The 18,778-nt window shown below is 38.5% G+C and carries 20 protein-coding genes, 20 tRNA genes, 2 rRNA genes and 4 riboswitches (1 of these 46 only partly in view); of the genes, 2 read left to right on the forward strand and 40 right to left on the reverse strand.

Going from position 1 to position 18,778, the window contains the following annotated elements; genetic code table 11:
- Positions 1–7: 7 nt before the first annotated feature.
- The 16 genes from kdpA to tenA all read right to left on the reverse strand — a co-directional run bounded on the left by kdpA (position 8) and on the right by tenA (position 11,070).
- Positions 8–1,675, reverse strand: a complete 1,668-nt coding sequence (gene kdpA / locus M1D66_RS23395) for a potassium-transporting ATPase subunit KdpA (protein WP_006914749.1) — start codon at positions 1,673–1,675, stop codon at positions 8–10.
- A 19-nt stretch (positions 1,676–1,694) separates the two neighbouring features.
- A complete protein-coding gene (kdpF, locus tag M1D66_RS23400) occupies positions 1,695–1,775 on the reverse strand; it encodes a K(+)-transporting ATPase subunit F (RefSeq protein WP_000973728.1) in 81 nt (26 codons plus the stop codon).
- Positions 1,772–1,876: a SipW-dependent-type signal peptide-containing protein gene (locus tag M1D66_RS23405; protein ID WP_000887894.1), complete on the reverse strand. Its 105-nt coding sequence runs from the start codon at positions 1,874–1,876 to the stop codon at positions 1,772–1,774. Before M1D66_RS23405 ends, kdpF begins: the two co-directional genes overlap by 4 nt.
- Positions 1,877–1,976: 100 nt before the next feature.
- A riboswitch (cyclic di-AMP (ydaO/yuaA leader) is annotated at positions 1,977–2,122 on the reverse strand.
- A gap of 134 nt (positions 2,123–2,256) precedes the next feature.
- Positions 2,257–2,379, reverse strand: coding sequence for a hypothetical protein (locus M1D66_RS23410; RefSeq protein WP_001034421.1), 123 nt, complete (start codon positions 2,377–2,379; stop codon positions 2,257–2,259).
- Between the two features lie 3 nt (positions 2,380–2,382).
- On the reverse strand, positions 2,383–2,616 hold the full coding sequence (locus tag M1D66_RS23415) for a hypothetical protein (protein ID WP_001985933.1): 234 nt from the start codon (positions 2,614–2,616) through the stop codon (positions 2,383–2,385).
- Between the two features lie 13 nt (positions 2,617–2,629).
- Positions 2,630–3,016: a hypothetical protein gene (locus tag M1D66_RS23420; protein ID WP_153595029.1), complete on the reverse strand. Its 387-nt coding sequence runs from the start codon at positions 3,014–3,016 to the stop codon at positions 2,630–2,632.
- A gap of 93 nt (positions 3,017–3,109) precedes the next feature.
- A riboswitch (cyclic di-AMP (ydaO/yuaA leader) is annotated at positions 3,110–3,257 on the reverse strand.
- Positions 3,258–3,338: 81 nt separating this feature from the next.
- Entirely contained in the window at positions 3,339–4,154 is an 816-nt protein-coding gene (gene thiD / locus M1D66_RS23425; RefSeq protein WP_144597028.1) for a bifunctional hydroxymethylpyrimidine kinase/phosphomethylpyrimidine kinase, read from the reverse strand.
- A gap of 15 nt (positions 4,155–4,169) precedes the next feature.
- The gene (locus M1D66_RS23430; protein ID WP_242554864.1) at positions 4,170–5,189 is read right to left on the reverse strand and encodes a thiazole biosynthesis adenylyltransferase ThiF; all 1,020 of its coding nucleotides are present in this window, start codon (positions 5,187–5,189) and stop codon (positions 4,170–4,172) included.
- Positions 5,182–5,952, reverse strand: a complete 771-nt coding sequence (gene thiG / locus M1D66_RS23435; RefSeq protein ID WP_000931981.1) for a thiazole synthase — start codon at positions 5,950–5,952, stop codon at positions 5,182–5,184. The genes M1D66_RS23430 and thiG overlap by 8 nt, the downstream gene beginning before the upstream one ends.
- Before the next feature lie 2 nt (positions 5,953–5,954).
- A complete protein-coding gene (gene thiS / locus M1D66_RS23440; RefSeq protein ID WP_001049502.1) occupies positions 5,955–6,158 on the reverse strand; it encodes a sulfur carrier protein ThiS in 204 nt (67 codons plus the stop codon).
- Between the two features lie 15 nt (positions 6,159–6,173).
- Positions 6,174–7,283 carry a glycine oxidase ThiO gene (gene thiO / locus M1D66_RS23445; RefSeq protein ID WP_000333287.1) on the reverse strand — a complete coding sequence of 370 codons (1,110 nt, stop codon included), beginning with the start codon at positions 7,281–7,283 and terminating at the stop codon, positions 6,174–6,176.
- Positions 7,276–7,896: a thiazole tautomerase TenI gene (gene tenI, locus M1D66_RS23450; RefSeq protein ID WP_000787170.1), complete on the reverse strand. Its 621-nt coding sequence runs from the start codon at positions 7,894–7,896 to the stop codon at positions 7,276–7,278. Before tenI ends, thiO begins: the two co-directional genes overlap by 8 nt.
- A gap of 10 nt (positions 7,897–7,906) precedes the next feature.
- A complete protein-coding gene (locus M1D66_RS23455) occupies positions 7,907–8,908 on the reverse strand; it encodes an ABC transporter substrate-binding protein (RefSeq protein ID WP_000670416.1) in 1,002 nt (333 codons plus the stop codon).
- Entirely contained in the window at positions 8,905–9,657 is a 753-nt protein-coding gene (locus tag M1D66_RS23460; RefSeq protein ID WP_001080853.1) for an ABC transporter permease, read from the reverse strand. Before M1D66_RS23460 ends, M1D66_RS23455 begins: the two co-directional genes overlap by 4 nt.
- On the reverse strand, positions 9,657–10,406 hold the full coding sequence (locus M1D66_RS23465; RefSeq protein ID WP_086385338.1) for an ABC transporter ATP-binding protein: 750 nt from the start codon (positions 10,404–10,406) through the stop codon (positions 9,657–9,659). Before M1D66_RS23465 ends, M1D66_RS23460 begins: the two co-directional genes overlap by 1 nt.
- Positions 10,375–11,070 (reverse strand): thiaminase II, encoded by a 696-nt coding sequence (gene tenA, locus M1D66_RS23470; protein WP_000666827.1) that lies wholly within the window; start codon positions 11,068–11,070, stop codon positions 10,375–10,377. Before tenA ends, M1D66_RS23465 begins: the two co-directional genes overlap by 32 nt.
- A gap of 85 nt (positions 11,071–11,155) precedes the next feature.
- A riboswitch (TPP riboswitch) is annotated at positions 11,156–11,259 on the reverse strand.
- A 60-nt stretch (positions 11,260–11,319) separates the two neighbouring features.
- Positions 11,320–11,431, reverse strand: a riboswitch (TPP riboswitch).
- 269 nt (positions 11,432–11,700) lie between these two features.
- On the opposite strand from tenA, the gene M1D66_RS23475 reads away from it, so the two are divergent.
- Together M1D66_RS23475 and M1D66_RS23480 are read left to right on the forward strand one after the other, a co-directional pair.
- On the forward strand, positions 11,701–12,855 hold the full coding sequence (locus tag M1D66_RS23475) for an SH3 domain-containing protein (protein WP_086385337.1): 1,155 nt from the start codon (positions 11,701–11,703) through the stop codon (positions 12,853–12,855).
- A gap of 5 nt (positions 12,856–12,860) precedes the next feature.
- The gene (locus M1D66_RS23480) at positions 12,861–13,193 is read left to right on the forward strand and encodes a hypothetical protein (RefSeq protein ID WP_001137823.1); all 333 of its coding nucleotides are present in this window, start codon (positions 12,861–12,863) and stop codon (positions 13,191–13,193) included.
- Positions 13,194–13,433: 240 nt separating this feature from the next.
- Here the strand turns inward: M1D66_RS23480 and M1D66_RS23485 are convergent, their stop codons facing one another.
- From M1D66_RS23485 to M1D66_RS23600, 24 genes are all read right to left on the reverse strand, one after another.
- Positions 13,434–14,585: a DUF3965 domain-containing protein gene (locus M1D66_RS23485; protein WP_000648912.1), complete on the reverse strand. Its 1,152-nt coding sequence runs from the start codon at positions 14,583–14,585 to the stop codon at positions 13,434–13,436.
- Between the two features lie 321 nt (positions 14,586–14,906).
- Positions 14,907–15,326, reverse strand: a complete 420-nt coding sequence (locus M1D66_RS23490; protein ID WP_000199011.1) for a CBS domain-containing protein — start codon at positions 15,324–15,326, stop codon at positions 14,907–14,909.
- A gap of 127 nt (positions 15,327–15,453) precedes the next feature.
- Positions 15,454–15,525 (reverse strand) — tRNA-Glu (locus M1D66_RS23495).
- Position 15,526: 1 nt separating this feature from the next.
- Positions 15,527–15,601, reverse strand: a tRNA-Asn gene (locus tag M1D66_RS23500).
- A gap of 8 nt (positions 15,602–15,609) precedes the next feature.
- Positions 15,610–15,686, reverse strand: a tRNA-Ile gene (locus M1D66_RS23505).
- A 10-nt stretch (positions 15,687–15,696) separates the two neighbouring features.
- Positions 15,697–15,767 (reverse strand) — tRNA-Trp (locus tag M1D66_RS23510).
- Positions 15,768–15,773: 6 nt separating this feature from the next.
- Positions 15,774–15,846 (reverse strand) — tRNA-Thr (locus M1D66_RS23515).
- Between the two features lie 9 nt (positions 15,847–15,855).
- A tRNA-Phe gene (locus tag M1D66_RS23520) sits at positions 15,856–15,931 on the reverse strand.
- An 8-nt stretch (positions 15,932–15,939) separates the two neighbouring features.
- Positions 15,940–16,015 (reverse strand) — tRNA-Asp (locus M1D66_RS23525).
- Between the two features lie 3 nt (positions 16,016–16,018).
- A tRNA-Met gene (locus M1D66_RS23530) sits at positions 16,019–16,095 on the reverse strand.
- Between the two features lie 21 nt (positions 16,096–16,116).
- Positions 16,117–16,209: transfer RNA gene (locus M1D66_RS23535), tRNA-Ser, on the reverse strand.
- A 55-nt stretch (positions 16,210–16,264) separates the two neighbouring features.
- Positions 16,265–16,357: transfer RNA gene (locus M1D66_RS23540), tRNA-Ser, on the reverse strand.
- A gap of 20 nt (positions 16,358–16,377) precedes the next feature.
- A tRNA-Ala gene (locus M1D66_RS23545) sits at positions 16,378–16,450 on the reverse strand.
- Between the two features lie 16 nt (positions 16,451–16,466).
- Positions 16,467–16,540: transfer RNA gene (locus M1D66_RS23550), tRNA-Pro, on the reverse strand.
- Positions 16,541–16,550: 10 nt separating this feature from the next.
- Positions 16,551–16,624 (reverse strand) — tRNA-Arg (locus M1D66_RS23555).
- Between the two features lie 3 nt (positions 16,625–16,627).
- Positions 16,628–16,716, reverse strand: a tRNA-Leu gene (locus tag M1D66_RS23560).
- Positions 16,717–16,732: 16 nt separating this feature from the next.
- Positions 16,733–16,807: transfer RNA gene (locus tag M1D66_RS23565), tRNA-Gly, on the reverse strand.
- Between the two features lie 29 nt (positions 16,808–16,836).
- A tRNA-Leu gene (locus M1D66_RS23570) sits at positions 16,837–16,917 on the reverse strand.
- Positions 16,918–16,931: 14 nt separating this feature from the next.
- A tRNA-Lys gene (locus tag M1D66_RS23575) sits at positions 16,932–17,007 on the reverse strand.
- A 4-nt stretch (positions 17,008–17,011) separates the two neighbouring features.
- A tRNA-Gln gene (locus tag M1D66_RS23580) sits at positions 17,012–17,086 on the reverse strand.
- A gap of 11 nt (positions 17,087–17,097) precedes the next feature.
- Positions 17,098–17,181: transfer RNA gene (locus tag M1D66_RS23585), tRNA-Tyr, on the reverse strand.
- Between the two features lie 8 nt (positions 17,182–17,189).
- Positions 17,190–17,265, reverse strand: a tRNA-Val gene (locus M1D66_RS23590).
- A gap of 5 nt (positions 17,266–17,270) precedes the next feature.
- A 5S ribosomal RNA gene (gene rrf, locus M1D66_RS23595) occupies positions 17,271–17,386 on the reverse strand.
- A 102-nt stretch (positions 17,387–17,488) separates the two neighbouring features.
- Positions 17,489–18,778 (reverse strand): 23S ribosomal RNA (locus M1D66_RS23600) (it continues 1,632 nt past the right edge of the window).

Raw genomic sequence — 18,778 nt, forward strand, 5'->3', positions numbered from 1 at the left:
CCCTCCATTACTTCAATGTAAGAAATTCTGCAATTGGACCGAGTACTAACATTGGGAAGAATGTTAATGCACCGACAATTACAATTGTTCCGATGAAGATGCCACCAAATAAACTATTATCCGTACGGAACGTTCCGACTGTTTCTGGCACTACCGTTTTTTCTTTCAATGAAGCTGCCACAGCTAGCATCGTAATTAAACTGAAGTAACGTCCTAAAAACATAACTAAACCAGTCGTAATATTCCAAAACGGTGTATTATCTCCTAATCCTTCAAATCCAGATCCGTTATTCGCAGCTGACGATGTATATTCATATACCACTTGCGTCAAACCGTGGAAACCGGAATGAGAAATAGCATCCGTCCCTAAATTTGTTGAAAGAGCTAATGCCGAAAATCCTAAAATGAGCAATGGATGAAATAAAATCGTGACCGCGATTAATTTCATTTCCTTACCTTCAATCTTTTTACCTAAAAACTCTGGTGTCCGTCCAACCATTAACCCAGATATAAACACCGCGATAATTGCATACATAATAATGTTTACAAAACCTGCTCCAACGCCGCCATACACAGTATTTAACATCATATTTACAAGCGGAACTAAACCGCCAATTGGTGTTAACGTATCATGCATCGTATTAACAGCGCCTGTTTCAGCAGCTGTCGTTACCGTTGCGTATAGTGAAGAAAATACTGTTCCAAATCGTACTTCTTTCCCTTCTGTACTTCCTTGTACATGTTCGATACCCATTCCATTTAATGCCGGATTCCCATTTAGTTCAGATGTCGTAATCGTTATAAATCCTAGTAAAAACACCATAAAAAGTGATACGAAAAGGATGCGACCTTGTTTTTTATTTCCTACCATTCGTCCGTACGTAAATGGAAGTGCTGTTGGTAATAACATCATAAGCATCATTTGCAAAATATTACTCATTTGTCCTGGATTTTCAAAAGGATGCGTAGAGTTCGCTCCGAAAAATCCACCGCCGTTATTTCCAAGTTCCTTTATGGAAACGAATGATGCAACAGGTCCACGTAATATACTTTGCTTTGCCCCATCAATCGTTTGTGCTGTAACCGCCCCATCTAACGTTTGCGGTACGCCAAGTGCGACAAAAACTAGTGCCGCAATAAATGCGATAGGAAGAAACACTCTCGTTAACGCTCTCGTAAAATCAACGAAAAAGTTACCGAGTTCTTTTCCAGCAAGTCCTCTTATAAAAGCCATAACGAGCGCTAATGTCGTTGCTGGTGCCGCAAACATTAAAAATGTAATCCCGATTAATTGTGATAAATAGGATAAACCATTTTCACCGCTATAATGCTGTAAATTTGTATCAGCCATAAAACTAATCGCTGTATTAAAAGCGAGCGTAGGCTCCATCCCTTCAATATGCGCTGGATTTAGCGGCAGCACACCTTGTAATCTGAAAATGAAATATACAACAACAATCATAAATCCGTTGAGTAAAACTAATGATAATGCGTACTGTTTCCACGTTTGATTGTATTCTTTTACACCCGTAATTTTAAAAATAAGTTTTTCAAAAGGCCCAAATACTTTATCTAGCGTTTTGCTACCTTGAAAAGCTTTTTCTAAATAAACCCCCGTTGGCTTTGCTACTAAAATAAACAAGAGCATTGTAATAATGACTGCAACCCAAATCATAATGAATGATTCCCCCTAATTAAAACTTCTCTGGATTTAATAATGCATACACTAAATACACTGTAATTGCTGCGACAATAACCGATAAGACAATCATCATGATTGCTTTCCTTCTTTCACAACTTTATCTGACCAACTTGCAAGACTTGCCATTGATGCAACTAATAAAATAAAAATCCCGACCATTACAACATCTAACATAGCTATCCCTCGCTTTGTTTTTGTTAAAATTTACCATTTAAATATTAAAAAAGAACACTGAGCTCTACTCAGTGTTCAAAAAATGAACAACAAAAAGTAAACCTCCTCTCTAAACGCTTACGAGGTTAGCTGTCGGATTCGGGCCTAAAGAGTAGCCCTACTTTCAAAACTGAAAGATTCACCCCAAGTGACGATGCACAAAATTGGTTCCCCCGCTCCATTTCTGGAACTCAGCGATTTTAGGTTTTTTTGGAAATTTTATGAATGATTTATGAGAGTAAATATACTCCTCTATATTTCACTTGTAAAGGAGTAAATTACTGAAAATAATAATATTTATATTCATTTAAACGCTTACATTGAAGGTTATTACTATTATTTCATCTATTTTCTTTATTTCTCTTCTCTTTTCTTAAAAATGACCTTTTAAATATGAAATAAAAAGAGCGAATGACATGAAGTGCATAGCTTGTTGCACTCAGCATTCGCTCTTTTTTATTCAACCTTTATTCTCCTCGTAAAAATGCACGTAAATTTCTCCCGCGAATATAAACTTGTGTCAATTCTGCATGTAGCTGCTCATACTCGGTAATATCTACCTCTAAATACAAAGCATCTTTTGATGGTAATATAATATACGGCCCTGGAAAAAGGGGATCGATCTGAACCAATTCTTGAACTCGCTCTACCGATACTGCCCAACGATTTGCTATATCTCCAAGTAATAGTACCTTCATCATTTCTTCCCCCACCCTATTCAAAAAATAAAAAAGAAATATTATCACAATTTGTAAACACGACAAACTTAGCTCCAATTGTTTCATAGAGCCTCGCTGGATATCGTTTATTCCTTGTAACAACAGTAATAGGTGCTTGAAAAGAAAAGCGAATGTGTTCTGTTAAAAAACTAACGATTGGAAGCTCATCCCCTAGTAAAATCACCTTCTTAATACACTCACAAATACTAGTAAAGTCCTGCTCCTTACTGCAGCTATAAGTCCAATCAAACCCACAATTCCTAACTTCAGCCGCTATCTCTTCATTTGCTGTAAAAATAATTAACTCATGTTGAAATGATACTAAATCTCTTAAACTATTTACCTTACTTTCTTCTCCAACACAAATAAGTGTTAGTTCCATGTACCTCATCCTCCTTAGTATAAAAGAAATCAAACATAGATTGATATTCCCCTATACTAATCAGATCGATGAAGTGATGTATCCATCATGGCACCGTCCTCTCTCAAGACGCTTACGAAGTTAGCTGTCGGATTCGGACTTTGAGAGTAGCCCTACTTTCAAACTTGAAAGATTCACCCCTAGTGACACTGCACAAATTGGTTCCTCCGCTCCATATAATTGGACTCAGCGTTTACAAAAAAATGTATTCTGGCTGATATATTACTCCTGTATTTTGAAAAAGTAAACAGAAAAAAAGCCAGTTATAAAACTGGCTTTTCACTTATCTATCACGCGTTCTATTCACTTTATACGCAAAATGATTCGTCGGTCCATGACCACTACCAATATTCAATGGCTCTTCAATTGCTATACTAATAAATCGTTTTGCTTCTTGAACAGCATCTTCAATTGAGTATCCTTTCGCAAGTCCTGCTGTAACCGCTGAAGCAAATGTACACCCACTTCCATGCGTTTGCTTTGAAGGAATTCGCTCGCTTCTAAACTCAATAAATTTTTCTCCATCAAAGAGGAAATCAATTACTTCATTCCCTTGATATTCTGCATGTCCGCCCTTCATAAGCACATATTTAGCACCTAATTCATGCAATATTTTTGCAGCTACCTTACTATCTTCAACATTATGAATCTCCATCCCAGTTAACACTTCTGCTTCTGGGACATTCGGTGTTATAACAGTTGCTACTGGTAATAAATATTCTTTTAATGCTTGAACTGCTTCTTGCTGTAATAATGATGCACCGCCTTTTGCAATCATAACGGGATCTAGCACAATATTATTCCAGCCAAACTTTTTAATTTGTTCTGCAACAATTTGAATTATTTCACTACTAAATAACATTCCTAGTTTCACTGCATCTGGTGTTACATCCGTACCAATTGAATTCAGCTGTTCTGTAATACCTTCTAATGGAACAGGATATACCCCTTGAACGCCAAGCGTGTTTTGAGCAGTAATTGCCGTAATAGCCGTCATTCCGTATACACCAAGCTCTTGGAATGTTTTTAAATCTGCCTGAATTCCAGCACCGCCGCCGCTATCAGACCCTGCAATTGTTAAAGCTTTATTCACTTTCATCCCACTCATCCTTTTCTATCCAAAATAGCGATGATAAATCGTTTTTGCTTCGCTTATATCTTTCGTTCCATGTACGAGCACACGGCCATCTTTAAAGGCTACTAACCTCTTGTCTTCAACAGAAAATGATAGTAAATATGGATTTATATTTAAATCATTTACACGACCTTCCAACAACTCTTTATATTGTTCAAAATTCATTTCATCTTTATGAGGTGGTCTAATTTGAACTGTATTTCGCCCGCATAAAACTGCTGTTTTTGATGTGTTTTCTTTATTTAAATACGGATATAATGCATTCTCTCCGCATGAAGGACAATTATGCTGGCGAAGTTTTTGTACATTCATACATGAATACTCATTCTTCCACATATCAAACGATACCAGCCCATCTCGAAGTGATTCGTAATCTTCTACTAACAGTTTAAGAGCTTCTGTTACTTGATGAGAAACGACAAGAGATACAGCAGGTGATATAATACCCACTGTATCACATGTTGCCCCGCCAAGCGGAATCGACTGTAATAAACATGATAAACATGGTGTTTTACTAGGAAGGATTGTGTAAGAAAGACCGTAACTACCTACACATGCACCGTAAATCCATGGAATAGAATATTTTTGTGATATATCATTTACAATAAAGCGCGTTTCGAAATTATCAGTCGCATCAATAATTACATCAACATTTATAACAAGTTCTTCTAGCTCTTCAGCTGTTACATCTTGAACGAGAGCTTCTATTGTTACATCACTATTAATCTCTTCTAAACGTTTTTTAGCCGCTATAGCTTTTGGAAGATTATTCTTTACGTCGCTCTCTGCATACAATTGTTGTCTTTGTAAATTACTCCAATCTACATAATCACGGTCAACAATTGTTATCTTGCCAACACCTGCTCTTACAAACATCTCTGCATTTGCACTACCTAATGCACCTGCACCGATAATAAGCACATGCTTTTCTCTTATCTTTTGCTGTCCTTCTTCTCCAATTGGAGAAAATAGTTCTTGGCGAGAATATCGATTATTCAACTACGCTCATTCCTTCTAAAGGACTACTTGCAGTTGCACAACGTTTACGTGCAATACGACCTGCTTCAAATCCTAAACGGCCTGCTTCAATACTTAATTTCATTGCTTGTGCCATTTTAATAGGATCTTTTGCTCCTGATACAGCTGTATTTAATAACACGCCATCTGCTCCTAATTCCATTGCAAATGCCGCATCAGCTGGGCTACCAATACCGGCATCAACGATAACTGGTACTGTCGCTTGTTCAATAATGAAGCTCAAATTTAATGGATTTACAATACCAAGTCCTGATCCGATTGGAGATGCTCCTGGCATAATCGCATGCACGCCAAGCTCTTGTAATTTACGTGCTAATACAACATCATCAGATGTATACGGAAGTACGATAAATCCTTCTTCCAGTAACATTTCAGATGCCTTTAACGTTTCTACCGGATCAGGTAATAGCGTTCTATCATCACCAATAACTTCTACCTTTATCATGTCACAAAGCCCAGAAGCTTTTGCTAATTTTGCAATACGAACAGCCTCTTCAGCGTTTTTTGCTCCTGCTGTATTTGGTAATAACGTATATTTTTTCACATCAAGTTTCTCTAATAAATTAGGTTGCTTTGCATCAAAGATATCCATACGACGTACTGCAAACGTTAAAATTTCAGCTTCAGAAACGTCAATTGCCTTTTGCTGTACGTCAAAATCAGGGAATTTACCTGTTCCTAATAAAAGTCTAGAATGAAATGAAAATGGTCCAATGTTTAACATAATCAACCGCCTCCTACGAAAGTTACAATCTCAATTTGGTCTCCATCAAAAACAGATGTATCTGTATGATCATCTTTTTGTAAAATATCTTTATTACGCTCTACTACAACAATTCTGTTATCTAGCTCTAAATGTGTAAGTAGCTCAGCTACTGTTTTTACACTCGCTGGCACTTCAATTTGGTTACCATTAATTTTTAAATTCAAACTTCCATCCCCTTTCTAAACTCTTCTAGAAAGCAATGAATCTAGCAAATGATTCTCTTGCTTTCCTTCTATTAAATCAGCCATATATTGGCCAGAAATAGGACTTAATAAAATACCGTTTCGATAATGGCCCGTGCAAGCATATAAACCTTTTATTTCTTCATGCTCTCCCATATAAGGAGCTTCATGATTCGATTGTGGTCTTAATCCTGCCCACGTGCTTTCCCATTCTGCTTCTTTTAAAGCTGGCAATATTGTATAAGCACGCTCTAATATAGAAGTTATACTTTCTGGCTGCACAGTTTTATTGAACGTATGTGGCTTCATTGTTGCCCCAATTACGTAACGTCCACCACGCTTTGGAGTAATGTAAAACCTTTCTTGAAAAATAGGTGCTTTTAAAAGTTGTTTTCTACTTCTTACCGCAACCACTTCTCCTTTAACTGGATATGTACCCCAATCGCGGTGAAAATAACTGAGTAACTTCGTGCTCCATGAACCTCCTGCAATAACGACTTTCTCACATGTGACAATACCTTCACTTGTAATAACTCCAGTCACTTTATTATTTTCAATACGGATATCAAATACTTCTGTCTGTTCATATATATCAGCACCGGAAATCGCTGCAGAATGTGCGAATGCTTTCGTAAGCTCTGGTGCAATAACATGACCGTCTTTCGGATAATATACTGCTCCTATAATAGATTCGGATAGATATGGCTCTTTTTCCCGCACATGGTCTCCCGTTAGAAAATAAGAATCTTCACCTGTTTTCTGCTGCCAATCCATAATGTGAAGAATTCTTTCCTTCTCATCTTCATTTTGAGCAATACGATAAATTCCTTTTTCTTCATATCCAATATCAACACCCGTTTTTTCGCGTAAAACTGCTGCAAGTTGTGGAAATATAGCTCGGCTTTCTCTAGCAAGTTCAAATAGCGGATCATACGCATCCCATTCTGCCTGAACACCAAGTAAACCAGCAGCTGCTTTTGAAGCTTCCGATGCAATACTTTGCTTCTCCACAATCGCTACTTTATGTCCTCTTTCTGCTAGAAAATGTGCAATTGAACTACCAATTACACCACCACCAATAATCGCTACATCATACTTCTCACACATGTTTCTCCGCCCACTTTCTTATTGATTCCTTATAAGATTTCGCTTTGCTATACGGGTTACTACTACTTACAATTCCAGACATAACTGCTATACCGCTTACACCGTTAGTAAGAACATCCACTGTGTTTTCTGGGGTAATTCCTCCAATTGCTGTAATCGGTATAGATAAACACCTTGCAATGTCTGAAATTTCTTCAAGCCCTCTCGCTGGCACACCTTTTTTACAATCTGTCGGAAATACATGGCCATAAACGAGTGAATCCGCTCCATTTTTAAAAGCTACTATTGCTTCATCTAGCGAATGCACAGAATAACCGACATGCAAATACGAAAACTTTTCTTTCACTGACTTTACATCTGTACTTCGATACCCTAGTTGAACACGAGGAATATTTAATAAAATTGCAATATCAATTCGATCGTTTATGACAATTTTAGAAGCCGGAAAGCCCTCCATTAATAGACTTTCCACACCTTCATATAATTCCTTCGTACTCTTCTCACGCTCACGAATATGCAAATAATCAATCTCACTCTCAATTTGCATCGCTACATTCACTAACTCTTCGAATGGCATATGGCCATTTGAGATTACGTGGAGCTCATTTTTCATATTCATTCGCCTACTTTAAAATATTTTCGAATAATTCATCGGCTGGGACGGTTTCTTTCGTCATTCCTTTGTCCTTCAGCCACTTATTTTGTTTCTCCCAAGATTCTTTTGAATCTGATAAGAATGGCTCATCTTTCGTTTCCATCTTCTCTAATAAAATTTTCATACTTTCCTTTTCGACTTCTGGCACAAGTGGGAAGTTTTCTTTTTCTTGATGATTTAATAAAATATTCAATGCTTCATCTGGGTTTTTCTTCATGAAATCATAGCCTTTTTTCGTACCACGTAAGAAAGCTTGCAACGCCTCTTTATCTTTTTTCAACGTTTTATCACCTGTTACAAACACAAGCTCATGATAGTTTGGTACTCCGTAATCAGCTGGATTAAAGTACGCTGGTTCATGGCCTTCATGACGCATAACAGGTACTTCATGGTTAATGTATGCCCCTGTTACCGCATCTACTTTCTTCGTAATTAATGCTGGTACTAAATCAAAGCCAACATCTACTACTTTCACTGTATCAGGATTACCACCAGCTTCTTTTACCATCGTTTTTAAATACATCTCACTTAATGGTGTTCCAGAGTATCCTACTGTTTTTCCTTCTAAATCTTTCGGTGATTGAATGCCCGCTGATTTCAGTGATACAACATGATTTAATGGTGAACGTACGACAGCCCCAATTGATTTCACTGGAATTTGCTCATTCGCTCTCGCCATAACAACATCTGGCTGATAATACAAGCCAACTGTCACCTTCCCTGCTGCTGCCAGCGTTAATGGATCAGTCGGATTAGAAGGGAATTTAATATTTACCTTTACACCTTCTTCTTTAAAGTATCCTTTTTCAATTGCTGCATAGATAAAGCTATGTACCGCATTTGGATACCAATCTAACATGACTGTTATTTCTTTCTCTTTTTTACTTTTGTCTGATGCTGAATTACTCGAACATCCTGCAATTATTGCAATTAATAATGTAAACACAAAGATGCGCTTTAAAAATTTCATGAATGCTTCCTCCAACTAATGAATTTCTTTTCTAATATGGAAATAATTACGACGAAGAAAATAGCTAATAATGATAACAATACAATAGGTGCAAATACGCCAGCTCCATCTAACTGCGTCATCATTCTCTTACTGAAATATCCAAGCCCAGCTTGTGCACCGAGCCATTCTCCAATTGCTGCTCCGATAACACTAAGCGGAACTGCAATTTTTAAAGCTGAGAAAAAATAAGGAAGAGCAGACGGCAACTTTAATTTAAGAAAAATATCTCTTTTTGTTGCTCCATATGTAACTAAGAGCTCCTCCCATTCTTTTTTCGTACTACGCAGTCCATCATACGTATTGACCGCAATTGGGAAAAACGTAATTAAAACTGTGACAACAACCTTACTCCAAATTGTATATCCAAACCATAAAACAAATAGCGGAGCAAGCGCAGTAATCGGAATCGTTTGTGAAGCAACTAATAATGGATAAAATGCTCTCTCCATCCATGTACTCGCATTCATTAACATCGCTAGCCCTACACCTAATACGATAGAGATAACAACACCTATTAAAACGACGTATAACGTTGCAGGTAAATGAACTGTAAATAATATGTCTTTTAGTTTCCATATCTTCATTAAAATCGCAGAAGGTGACGGTAAAATGTACATCTCATCTACAATTCTTGCTCCTATTTCCCACACAGCTAGTAAAATACTAGAAAGTGTAATAGCAGGAACTAATTCTTTCAATCGGTTCATCACACAAGTACCTGCCTTTGTAACATACTAAGAAGCTCATCTTTTAGCGCTAATACTTCCGGTTTATATAAATCTTTTCGTGTTCTGTTATGATCAAGCGGTACAGTCCGTTCAGTCAAAGTCGTTATCGGCTGCTGTTCCACTACTAGAACTCGGTTTGAAAGAAATAACGCTTCTTCAACATCATGAGTAATGAATAAAATTGTTTTTTCCCACTCTTGCCATTGTTCAAACAACCATTCTTGCAAAGAGGTCTTCGTTAAAGCATCCAACGCACTAAACGGTTCATCTAACAGCAATATCTCCCCGCCTGTTAATAAAGTTCGAATAAAAGATACACGTTGTCTCATACCACCAGATAAATCTTTCGGATATTTTGTCTCATACCCTTGCAAACCAAATTTATGTAACAGTTCCTTTGCCTTTACTTCTGCTTCTTTCTTCTGTACACCTTGGCACTCTAACGGCAGGGCAGCATTCTCAATAATTGTTCTCCACGGCAAAAGCATATCTTTTTGCGGCATATATCCTACAGGATGGTGCTTTGTTTCTGTCAGTTCTATCTGTCCAATACTTACCTTTTCTAGACCTGTAATAAGGCGAAATAAAGTACTTTTCCCACATCCACTCGGTCCGATAATACTGACAAACTCTTTCTCATGTATAGAAGCATTTAATTCATGGATGATTGGTTTCTCATCGTAATGAAAAGAAACATTATGAAACTGTAGTATGTTCTTGCTCCTCAAATCCCCACATCTCCTTACGATAGGACATATCCCAGAATAAATATTCAAATCGACTGGAATATAAGAAGATCTCCTCTAATCTTTCTAGTTCTTTCTCAGACTTTCCAACTGCCATTTCATTTAATAAATCTATTAACCAAATACAAAGATTACCGTATTCTTCCGAACTATATCCTTGAATCCACTCACCAAAAAACTCATGATCTCTTGCTCCAGGAATATCATTTAAACGCTTTCCAATTTCCCAATAGCTCCACATACATGGAAGAAGCGCTGCTATTAATTCCGCAAGTGTGCCATTTTGAGATACAGACATCATGTAATTTGTATAAGCTAAATTTTTAGCAGATGGTTTCGCAGACTCTATCTCCTCTATAGAAATTCCAAGTCTTTTTGCATATTGTTTATGGATTGTCATTTCGCCATTTAATATTCCATCAATTTGTTCAGCGAACTTTCCCATTACTTGTGGATTCGTTGCTTTTACAACACCAATCGCATATAACTTTGCATAATCTAGCAGATATAAATAATCTTGAATAATATAATACTGGAATTTATCTTTTTCTAACGTGCCATCTCCCATCCCCACTACAAACGGATGATTATGACTCATCTCCCAAACCGGTTGCACAGTTTCTAATAATCTATCGCAAAATTTCATTTCTCTATCCCCTTTCAATATATGTATCTAAATAAAAAACCACTTCTATATATAAGAAGTGGTTACAGCAAATAAAGTTATACATTTATTCGATGTTCCACTTCCCTTCGCTAGTATTACCTAGATCAGGTGTTGTAAGGGTTAAGGATTATTCCTCTCTCAGCAAGTCAAGCACCCCTAGTGGTTTCAATATGAAATTTTCAAATAAAAAAGCCCCGTTTCTATACGCAAAGAAACGGGGACTCATTGTTAGTGTCCGAATTGCTTCCCTACGCTAGCATAATCTAGATCAGGTAATAAAAAGGATCAAAGGCTTACGGCCTACTCTCAGCTGGCAACACCAGCTCTCCTAGCAAACTATAAAATTATCACTGTTAGTATAACACCCTAATAAGACATCATCAACTTTTTTAATTTTCTTAATTATCAACATAATATCAAAATTATATAATACATACATTCTATTTTAGAAAATAAAACCCCGATTAATTGTATAAAAAGGAATCATTATCCTCAAAAAATTTATTTTTATATTGATTTCATATTACATTTATGTGAATACCCCCACTATATCATATCTTTATACTATAATAAAATTACAACTATACAACTAGAGGAGGTCTCTATTCCATGAATATGAAAGCTACTGCTTTAACAGCAACTACTGTAGCGATTGCTTCTTTACTTCCTTCTATGGGTGAAACAAATGTACAAAAAGCAAACGCTGAACAATTATCTAATATTAAAACTGGGTATGTCAAAGTCAATCAAGTAGCATTACATACAGAAGATAACGTAAAAAGCACATCAATTGATACAATTCGCTTTAATACAAAAGTGAACATCCTTGAAACAACTAATGGTTGGTATAAAGTATCTGTTCATAATAAAGTAGGTTATGTACAAAAAGATGCTATTTTACTAAAAAACAAACTTCAATCTAATGATCAATACATCGTTAATGCTAATGCATTAAACGTTCGCTCTGAACCTAATTTAGAATCTTCCATTTTAGATGTATTACCAAATGGTAAGTTTATTACCGTTCAAGAAGATCAAGGCGAATGGTATAAAATATCACATAATGGCCAAACAGGTTACGTACAAAAAGCATTCATCTCTAATGGTTCACAACCCTTAGTAAAAGGAATCACCGTTCAAAATAATACAAAATATACTGTTGCAACACCTAATCTAAATGTACGTAGCACCGCTAGTACAAGTAGCGCTCTACTCGGTTCATTACAAAACGGTACACAAGTACAAGTAGTAGAAACTGTAGGTACTTGGTATAAAATTCGTTTTGGCACAGGATACGGATATGTAGCAAAACACTATGTAGTACAAAATCAACCACAAGCTAAAACAGATCAGCCTTCATCAATTCCAGCTGCTTTCAAATTCCCCGCTCAAGGAAGAATTAGCTCAACCTTTGATATACGCTGGGAACAAATGCATTATGGTATAGATATTGCCGCTCCAGGAAACGTCTCTATCCAAGCTGCTGCTGCAGGTAAAGTTGTGAAATCTTATTATTCAGCTAGCTATGGCAATGTTGTTTTCATTGCGCATCAAATCAATGGGAAATTATATACAACTGTTTATGCTCATATGAAGGATCGCACTGTACAAGCTGGTGATCAAGTACAAACTGGACAATTAATAGGTCATATGGGAAACACAGGTCATTCATACGGGCAACATCTTCATTTTGAATTACATAATGGAGAATGGAATTTTGAAAAAACAAATGCAGTAAATCCACTGCCATATTTAGTTAGGTAAATTGTATGCCACGCAATATACCTCTTATAATTGAATACGTAGCCTTTTTAGGTTTAATCTGTTGTTTAATCATTTACAATACAAACATTGTATTTTTATCTATTATTATTGCTTTTGTTGCATTAGAAATTATGATGGAATCATTTCAAGTGCAACTAAAACAAAAAATTGCCCATATTTATAATGCTATTTTTCTTTTGAGTGCTCTCATAACAAATATAATTAGTAATGGCTTTTATTTATCTACTGTATTTCCAGTATTCTTTATGGCTGTTTTATTATTTGTAGCTAGATATATTAATGTCCCTTATAACCAAAAACAAAAACAAGAAGCTTAGAAAGAGGAGACACTGTGTACCAATCTTTCAAAGATACTCCAATAAAATACATATTGAATTTGTATAAGAAAGCCAATACTTTTTTTGGTATACAAGGAAGTTATACTGCACAACTTCTCCTATATGGAATGTTGTTTCTTGTCTTAATCACTTTCTCCTTGTTTTACTAACAAAAAAGGATCTCACATAAACTGGAGATCCTTTTTAATTTATATTAATTTTTCATATCGAAAATATTGTTTATCCACAAGCATATTTTTCATAAATAAAGCTCAGATTATATTTTTTCTCTAAGCTCATTCGTTGTTCGTCATCGCACCAATAGAAAAGAATATCATGAATCGTTGCGTAACGCTTATTTTTAAGAAATAGCCTAAAGAATGATGGTAAACAATCATGTAATTGTATAAATATATAATTGCGTAGTGTTTCTTCTTTATATTCAATGCCCTTACAAATATACAGTAATTCTTCACAATAATATGCATGCTGTGGAACTTGTATCATTTCGAAAAATGGCACATAAGATAGTAGCTTTCCAATAAAATGACCATATCGATCCATTACTCCTATCGTCATATGCTCCATCATTTCTTTCATCACATATAAATAATCATCTACATGCGTTGTCTTTAATGGGTCTAAGCGATCGGAAATTTGAGATAATACAGCTCTTTGACATGCTAAAACTGCCTGACTAGGTCCATAATATGATAGGAAATCTGTACACTTACGATATTTCCGTAATAAATCATGTGTATACAAATCATATACAAAAGTATTACAATACATTGCTAAACTCATCATATCACTATTTAATTGCTCTTTTGATAATGATTTCGCTCTCTTGCACATATAAAAGAATGTAAATTCCAATACTTCTTTATGAGATAATAAATGTTTACAATCGGTTATACACTTCTCATTAAATTTAACTCTATCCCAAATTTCAATATCCCTATCTGTCAATTCACCTATACGATATTTAATAATTAAATAATTTAAAGCAACTGATTGCGTCAAAAGATCCCATGTTTCATATTCCAATGAAGTATGAACAAACTCAGCTAATCCTTGCGCTATCATAAAATCATTTGCCTCTTCATACCAACCAATCTCTTGGCATAAGCGAAGAATACGCACTAAAGTTGGAATTTCATCTTTATGAAACTGCGGTAATTTCTTTGCTTTATTCATGCCATATACGATAAATGCCGCTAAATTTTCTTCTTTATAAAATTCTTTCTCTTTCCATACTAATATAGTTCGTTCTTTCCCCTCACCTTTTGGGTGACAAGGTACAAGCAAAGAAAATAATTCAGCGAAATTATTTGGTTCTATATATGTATCTGTAACCAAATTCCAATTTGGATCGCCCTGTACAGCCTTCATATAATTCCCCTTCCCTTTTCATCTATGTAGGAAATATTAATTTATTATCGCACCACTAAAAATTAATATTGTTATATTCAAAATCTCTCATAATACTTATATCTATCAGTATATCATCTTTTCTCTTATTAAAAATTAAGAATAACAAATTTTAAAAAAATGTCGAAATTATTAACCACATACTTATTATATAATGTCTCAGATACATCACGCTAACATATTAGTTTAATCCATATATACTAGAATAATGTATCTGAAATTTATATATAATTTAGCTCTTTATGAGTGACCATTAAACTCTCGGTTAATGAAAGCTTCAATTTACTCTGTACGCTCTGAGATTTCGCTCAAGGCAAATCCAGCTTGATCATCTGCTGATTCCCTTATAGCTAAATCTCCTAGTGCTAACATGCCAATAAGTTGACCACTATCAACTACTGGTAATCGTCTAATTTGATGCTGTGCCATTAGCTCTGTAGCTTTTTCAATAGAATCATTTGGAGAAACTGAGATAATATTTGTTGTCATTACATTTGTAATCTTATTAGATCCAGGATGTTTTTCAGCAATCCCTCGAACGACTAAATCACGATCAGTAACAAGCCCAACAACTTGCTCATTTTCAACAACAGGAATTAATCCAACCGATTCTTCCTTCATTTTTACAGCTGCCTCATATACATTGTCTAGCGGTGTACAATGTACAATATGGGTACTCATTAAGTCTCTCACTCGTGTCATTATTATTTCCTCCTTTTTATACATACCATAGCTTTTCCAAAATTCCTTTATTTATTTCTGGAAAGTAACGTAATAAAAAGGATTAACAAAATAAAAAAGAGCCAGCATAATGCTGACTCTTTTTGTATGACCCGTACGGGATTCGAACCCGTGTTACCGCCGTGAAAGGGCGGTGTCTTAACCACTTGACCAACGGGCCATGGCTCCGCAGGTAGGACTCGAACCTACGACCGATCGGTTAACAGCCGATAGCTCTACCACTGAGCTACTGCGGAATAATATATGGTGGGCCTAAATGGACTCGAACCATCGACCTCACGCTTATCAGGCGTGCGCTCTAACCAGCTGAGCTATAGGCCCATATACTTTACAGGGGCAGTAGGAATCGAACCCACACTGGAGGTTTTGGAGACCTCAGTTCTACCTTTAAACTATGCCCCTAAATGATGCCGGCTAGAGGACTTGAACCCCCAACCTACTGATTACAAGTCAGTTGCTCTACCAATTGAGCTAAGCCGGCATAAAAAAATGGTGGCTCGGGACGGAATCGAACCGCCGACACGAGGATTTTCAGTCCTCTGCTCTACCGACTGAGCTACCGAGCCAACATAAATGGCGGTCCCGACCGGGGTCGAACCGGCGATCTCCTGCGTGACAGGCAGGCATGTTAACCACTACACCACGGGACCATTTGGTTGCGGGGACAGGATTTGAACCTGCGACCTTCGGGTTATGAGCCCGACGAGCTACCGTGCTGCTCCACCCCGCGACAATATAAAATTTTAAAAAATGGAGGAGGTAGAGGGATTCGAACCCCCGCGCGACTCTCGCCGCCTGTCGGTTTTCAAGACCGATCCCTTCAGCCGAACTTGGGTATACCTCCATAAAGGAAAAAATAAATATTTTATTATTATATGTCTACACCATTAAAGAAAAAATGGAGGAGGTAGAGGGATTCGAACCCCCGCGCGATTCTCACCGCCTGTCGGTTTTCAAGACCGATCCCTTCAGCCGAACTTGGGTATACCTCCGAGACATATATTAAATAAAGTGGAGCCTAGCGGGATCGAACCGCTGACCTCCTGCGTGCAAGGCAGGCGCTCTCCCAGCTGAGCTAAGGCCCCATGTTTTTTGGGAATATCGGGAAGACAGGATTTGAACCTGCGACCCCCTGGTCCCAAACCAGGTGCTCTACCAAGCTGAGCCACTTCCCGTTAATAAAAGCGCGCCCGAGAGGAGTCGAACCCCTAACCTCTTGATCCGTAGTCAAACGCTCTATCCAATTGAGCTACGGGCGCATATGGTGCCGAGGGCGGGGGTCGAACCCGCACGGTGGTCACCCACCGCAGGATTTTAAGTCCTGTGCGTCTGCCTGTTCCGCCACCCCGGCATGTCATATTGAAAATTGGAGCGGAAGACGGGATTCGAACCCGCGACCCCAACCTTGGCAAGGTTGTATTCTACCACTGAACTACTTCCGCAAGACATGTATGAGTTATTTTATTAAAAGTGCGGGTGAAGGGAGTCGAACCCCCACGCCAAAGGCGCTAGATCCTAAGTCTAGTGCGTCTGCCAATTCCGCCACACCCGCATATTTCATTAAAATGGTGAGCCATGAAGGACTCGAACCTTCGACCCTCTGATTAAAAGTCAGATGCTCTACCAACTGAGCTAATGGCTCTTAATGGCTGGGCTAGCTGGATTCGAACCAGCGCATGACGGAGTCAAAGTCCGTTGCCTTACCGCTTGGCTATAGCCCATTAATTAAGAATGGTGGAGGGGGGCAGATTCGAACTGCCGAACCCGAAGGAGCGGATTTACAGTCCGCCGCGTTTAGCCACTTCGCTACCCCTCCGACATATATGGTGGAGGATGACGGGATCGAACCGCCGACCCCCTGCTTGTAAGGCAGGTGCTCTCCCAGCTGAGCTAATCCTCCATTTTGCCTGGCAACGTCCTACTCTCACAGGGACAAGGTCCCAACTACCATCGGCGCTAGAGAGCTTAACTTCCGTGTTCGGTATGGGAACGGGTGTGACCTCTCTGCCATCATTACCAGACTGTATTCATTTAAGACAAGAATCATTTTAACTCATTTGACCTCGAAAGTCAATAAGTTTTTTATATTCTTTCAAAACTAGATAACATTTGCTACATATTATATGGTTAAGTCCTCGATCTATTAGTATTCGTCAGCTCCACATGTCACCATGCTTCCACCTCGAACCTATCAACCTGATCATCTTTCAGGGATCTTACTAGCTTACGCTATGGGAAATCTCATCTTGAGGGGGGCTTCATGCTTAGATGCTTTCAGCACTTATCCCTTCCGCACATAGCTACCCAGCTATGCCCTTGGCAGAACAACTGGTACACCAGCGGTGCGTCCATCCCGGTCCTCTCGTACTAAGGACAGCTCCTCTCAAATTTCCTACGCCCACGACGGATAGGGACCGAACTGTCTCACGACGTTCTGAACCCAGCTCGCGTACCGCTTTAATGGGCGAACAGCCCAACCCTTGGGACCGACTACAGCCCCAGGATGCGATGAGCCGACATCGAGGTGCCAAACCTCCCCGTCGATGTGGACTCTTGGGGGAGATAAGCCTGTTATCCCCGGGGTAGCTTTTATCCGTTGAGCGATGGCCCTTCCATGCGGAACCACCGGATCACTAAGCCCGACTTTCGTCCCTGCTCGACTTGTAGGTCTCGCAGTCAAGCTCCCTTATGCCTTTGCACTCTACGAATGATTTCCAACCATTCTGAGGGAACCTTTGGGCGCCTCCGTTACACTTTAGGAGGCGACCGCCCCAGTCAAACTGCCCACCTGACACTGTCTCCCGGGTCGATAAGACCCGTAGGTTAGAATTTCAATACAGTCAGGGCGGTATCCCACCAGCGCCTCCACCGAAGCTAGCGCTCCGGTTTCAATGGCTCCCGCCTATCCTGTACAAACTGTACCAAAATTCAATATCAGGCTACAGTAAAGCTCCACGGGGTCTTTCCGTCCTGTCGCGGGTAACCTGCATCTTCACAGGTACTATAATTTCACCGAGTCTCTGGTTGAGACAGTGCCCAAATCGTTACACCTTTCGTGCGGGTCGGAACTTACCCGACAAGGAATTTCGCTACCTTAGGACCGTTATAGTTACGGCCGCCGTTTACTGGGGCTTCAGTTCAGAGCTTCGCTTACGCTAACCCCTCTCCTTAACCTTCCAGCACCGGGCAGGTGTCACCCCCTATACTTCGCCTTACGGCTTCGCAGAGAGCTGTGTTTTTGCTAAACAGTCGCTTGGGCCTATTCACTGCGGCTTTCCGTTAAGAAAGCACCCCTTCTCCCGAAGTTACGGGGTCATTTTGCCGAGTTCCTTAACCAGAGTTCTCTCGCACACCTTAGGATTCTCTCCTCGCCTACCTGTGTCGGTTTGCGGTACAGGCACCTTTTATCTCGC

This window comes from Bacillus sp. PK6-16, assembly GCF_056530295.1.

What these genes read in the sequence shown, in the direction of transcription:
- kdpA (WP_006914749.1), bottom strand. Translation starts at nt 1,675, where the DNA reads ATGATTTGGGTTGCAGTCATTATTACAATGCTCTTGTTTATTTTAGTA.
- kdpF (WP_000973728.1), bottom strand. Translation starts at nt 1,775, where the DNA reads ATGATGATTGTCTTATCGGTTATTGTCGCAGCAATTACAGTGTATTTA.
- M1D66_RS23405 (WP_000887894.1), bottom strand. Translation starts at nt 1,876, where the DNA reads ATGTTAGATGTTGTAATGGTCGGGATTTTTATTTTATTAGTTGCATCA.
- M1D66_RS23415 (WP_001985933.1), bottom strand. Translation starts at nt 2,616, where the DNA reads ATGATGAAGGTACTATTACTTGGAGATATAGCAAATCGTTGGGCAGTA.
- M1D66_RS23420 (WP_153595029.1), bottom strand. Translation starts at nt 3,016, where the DNA reads ATGGAACTAACACTTATTTGTGTTGGAGAAGAAAGTAAGGTAAATAGT.
- thiD (WP_144597028.1), bottom strand. Translation starts at nt 4,154, where the DNA reads ATGAAAGTGAATAAAGCTTTAACAATTGCAGGGTCTGATAGCGGCGGC.
- thiG (WP_000931981.1), bottom strand. Translation starts at nt 5,952, where the DNA reads ATGTTAAACATTGGACCATTTTCATTTCATTCTAGACTTTTATTAGGA.
- thiO (WP_000333287.1), bottom strand. Translation starts at nt 7,283, where the DNA reads ATGTGTGAGAAGTATGATGTAGCGATTATTGGTGGTGGTGTAATTGGT.
- tenI (WP_000787170.1), bottom strand. Translation starts at nt 7,896, where the DNA reads ATGAAAAATGAGCTCCACGTAATCTCAAATGGCCATATGCCATTCGAA.
- M1D66_RS23455 (WP_000670416.1), bottom strand. Translation starts at nt 8,908, where the DNA reads ATGAAATTTTTAAAGCGCATCTTTGTGTTTACATTATTAATTGCAATA.
- M1D66_RS23460 (WP_001080853.1), bottom strand. Translation starts at nt 9,657, where the DNA reads ATGAACCGATTGAAAGAATTAGTTCCTGCTATTACACTTTCTAGTATT.
- tenA (WP_000666827.1), bottom strand. Translation starts at nt 11,070, where the DNA reads ATGAAATTTTGCGATAGATTATTAGAAACTGTGCAACCGGTTTGGGAG.
- M1D66_RS23475 (WP_086385337.1), top strand. Translation starts at nt 11,701, where the DNA reads ATGAATATGAAAGCTACTGCTTTAACAGCAACTACTGTAGCGATTGCT.
- M1D66_RS23480 (WP_001137823.1), top strand. Translation starts at nt 12,861, where the DNA reads ATGCCACGCAATATACCTCTTATAATTGAATACGTAGCCTTTTTAGGT.
- M1D66_RS23485 (WP_000648912.1), bottom strand. Translation starts at nt 14,585, where the DNA reads ATGAAGGCTGTACAGGGCGATCCAAATTGGAATTTGGTTACAGATACA.
- M1D66_RS23490 (WP_000199011.1), bottom strand. Translation starts at nt 15,326, where the DNA reads ATGACACGAGTGAGAGACTTAATGAGTACCCATATTGTACATTGTACA.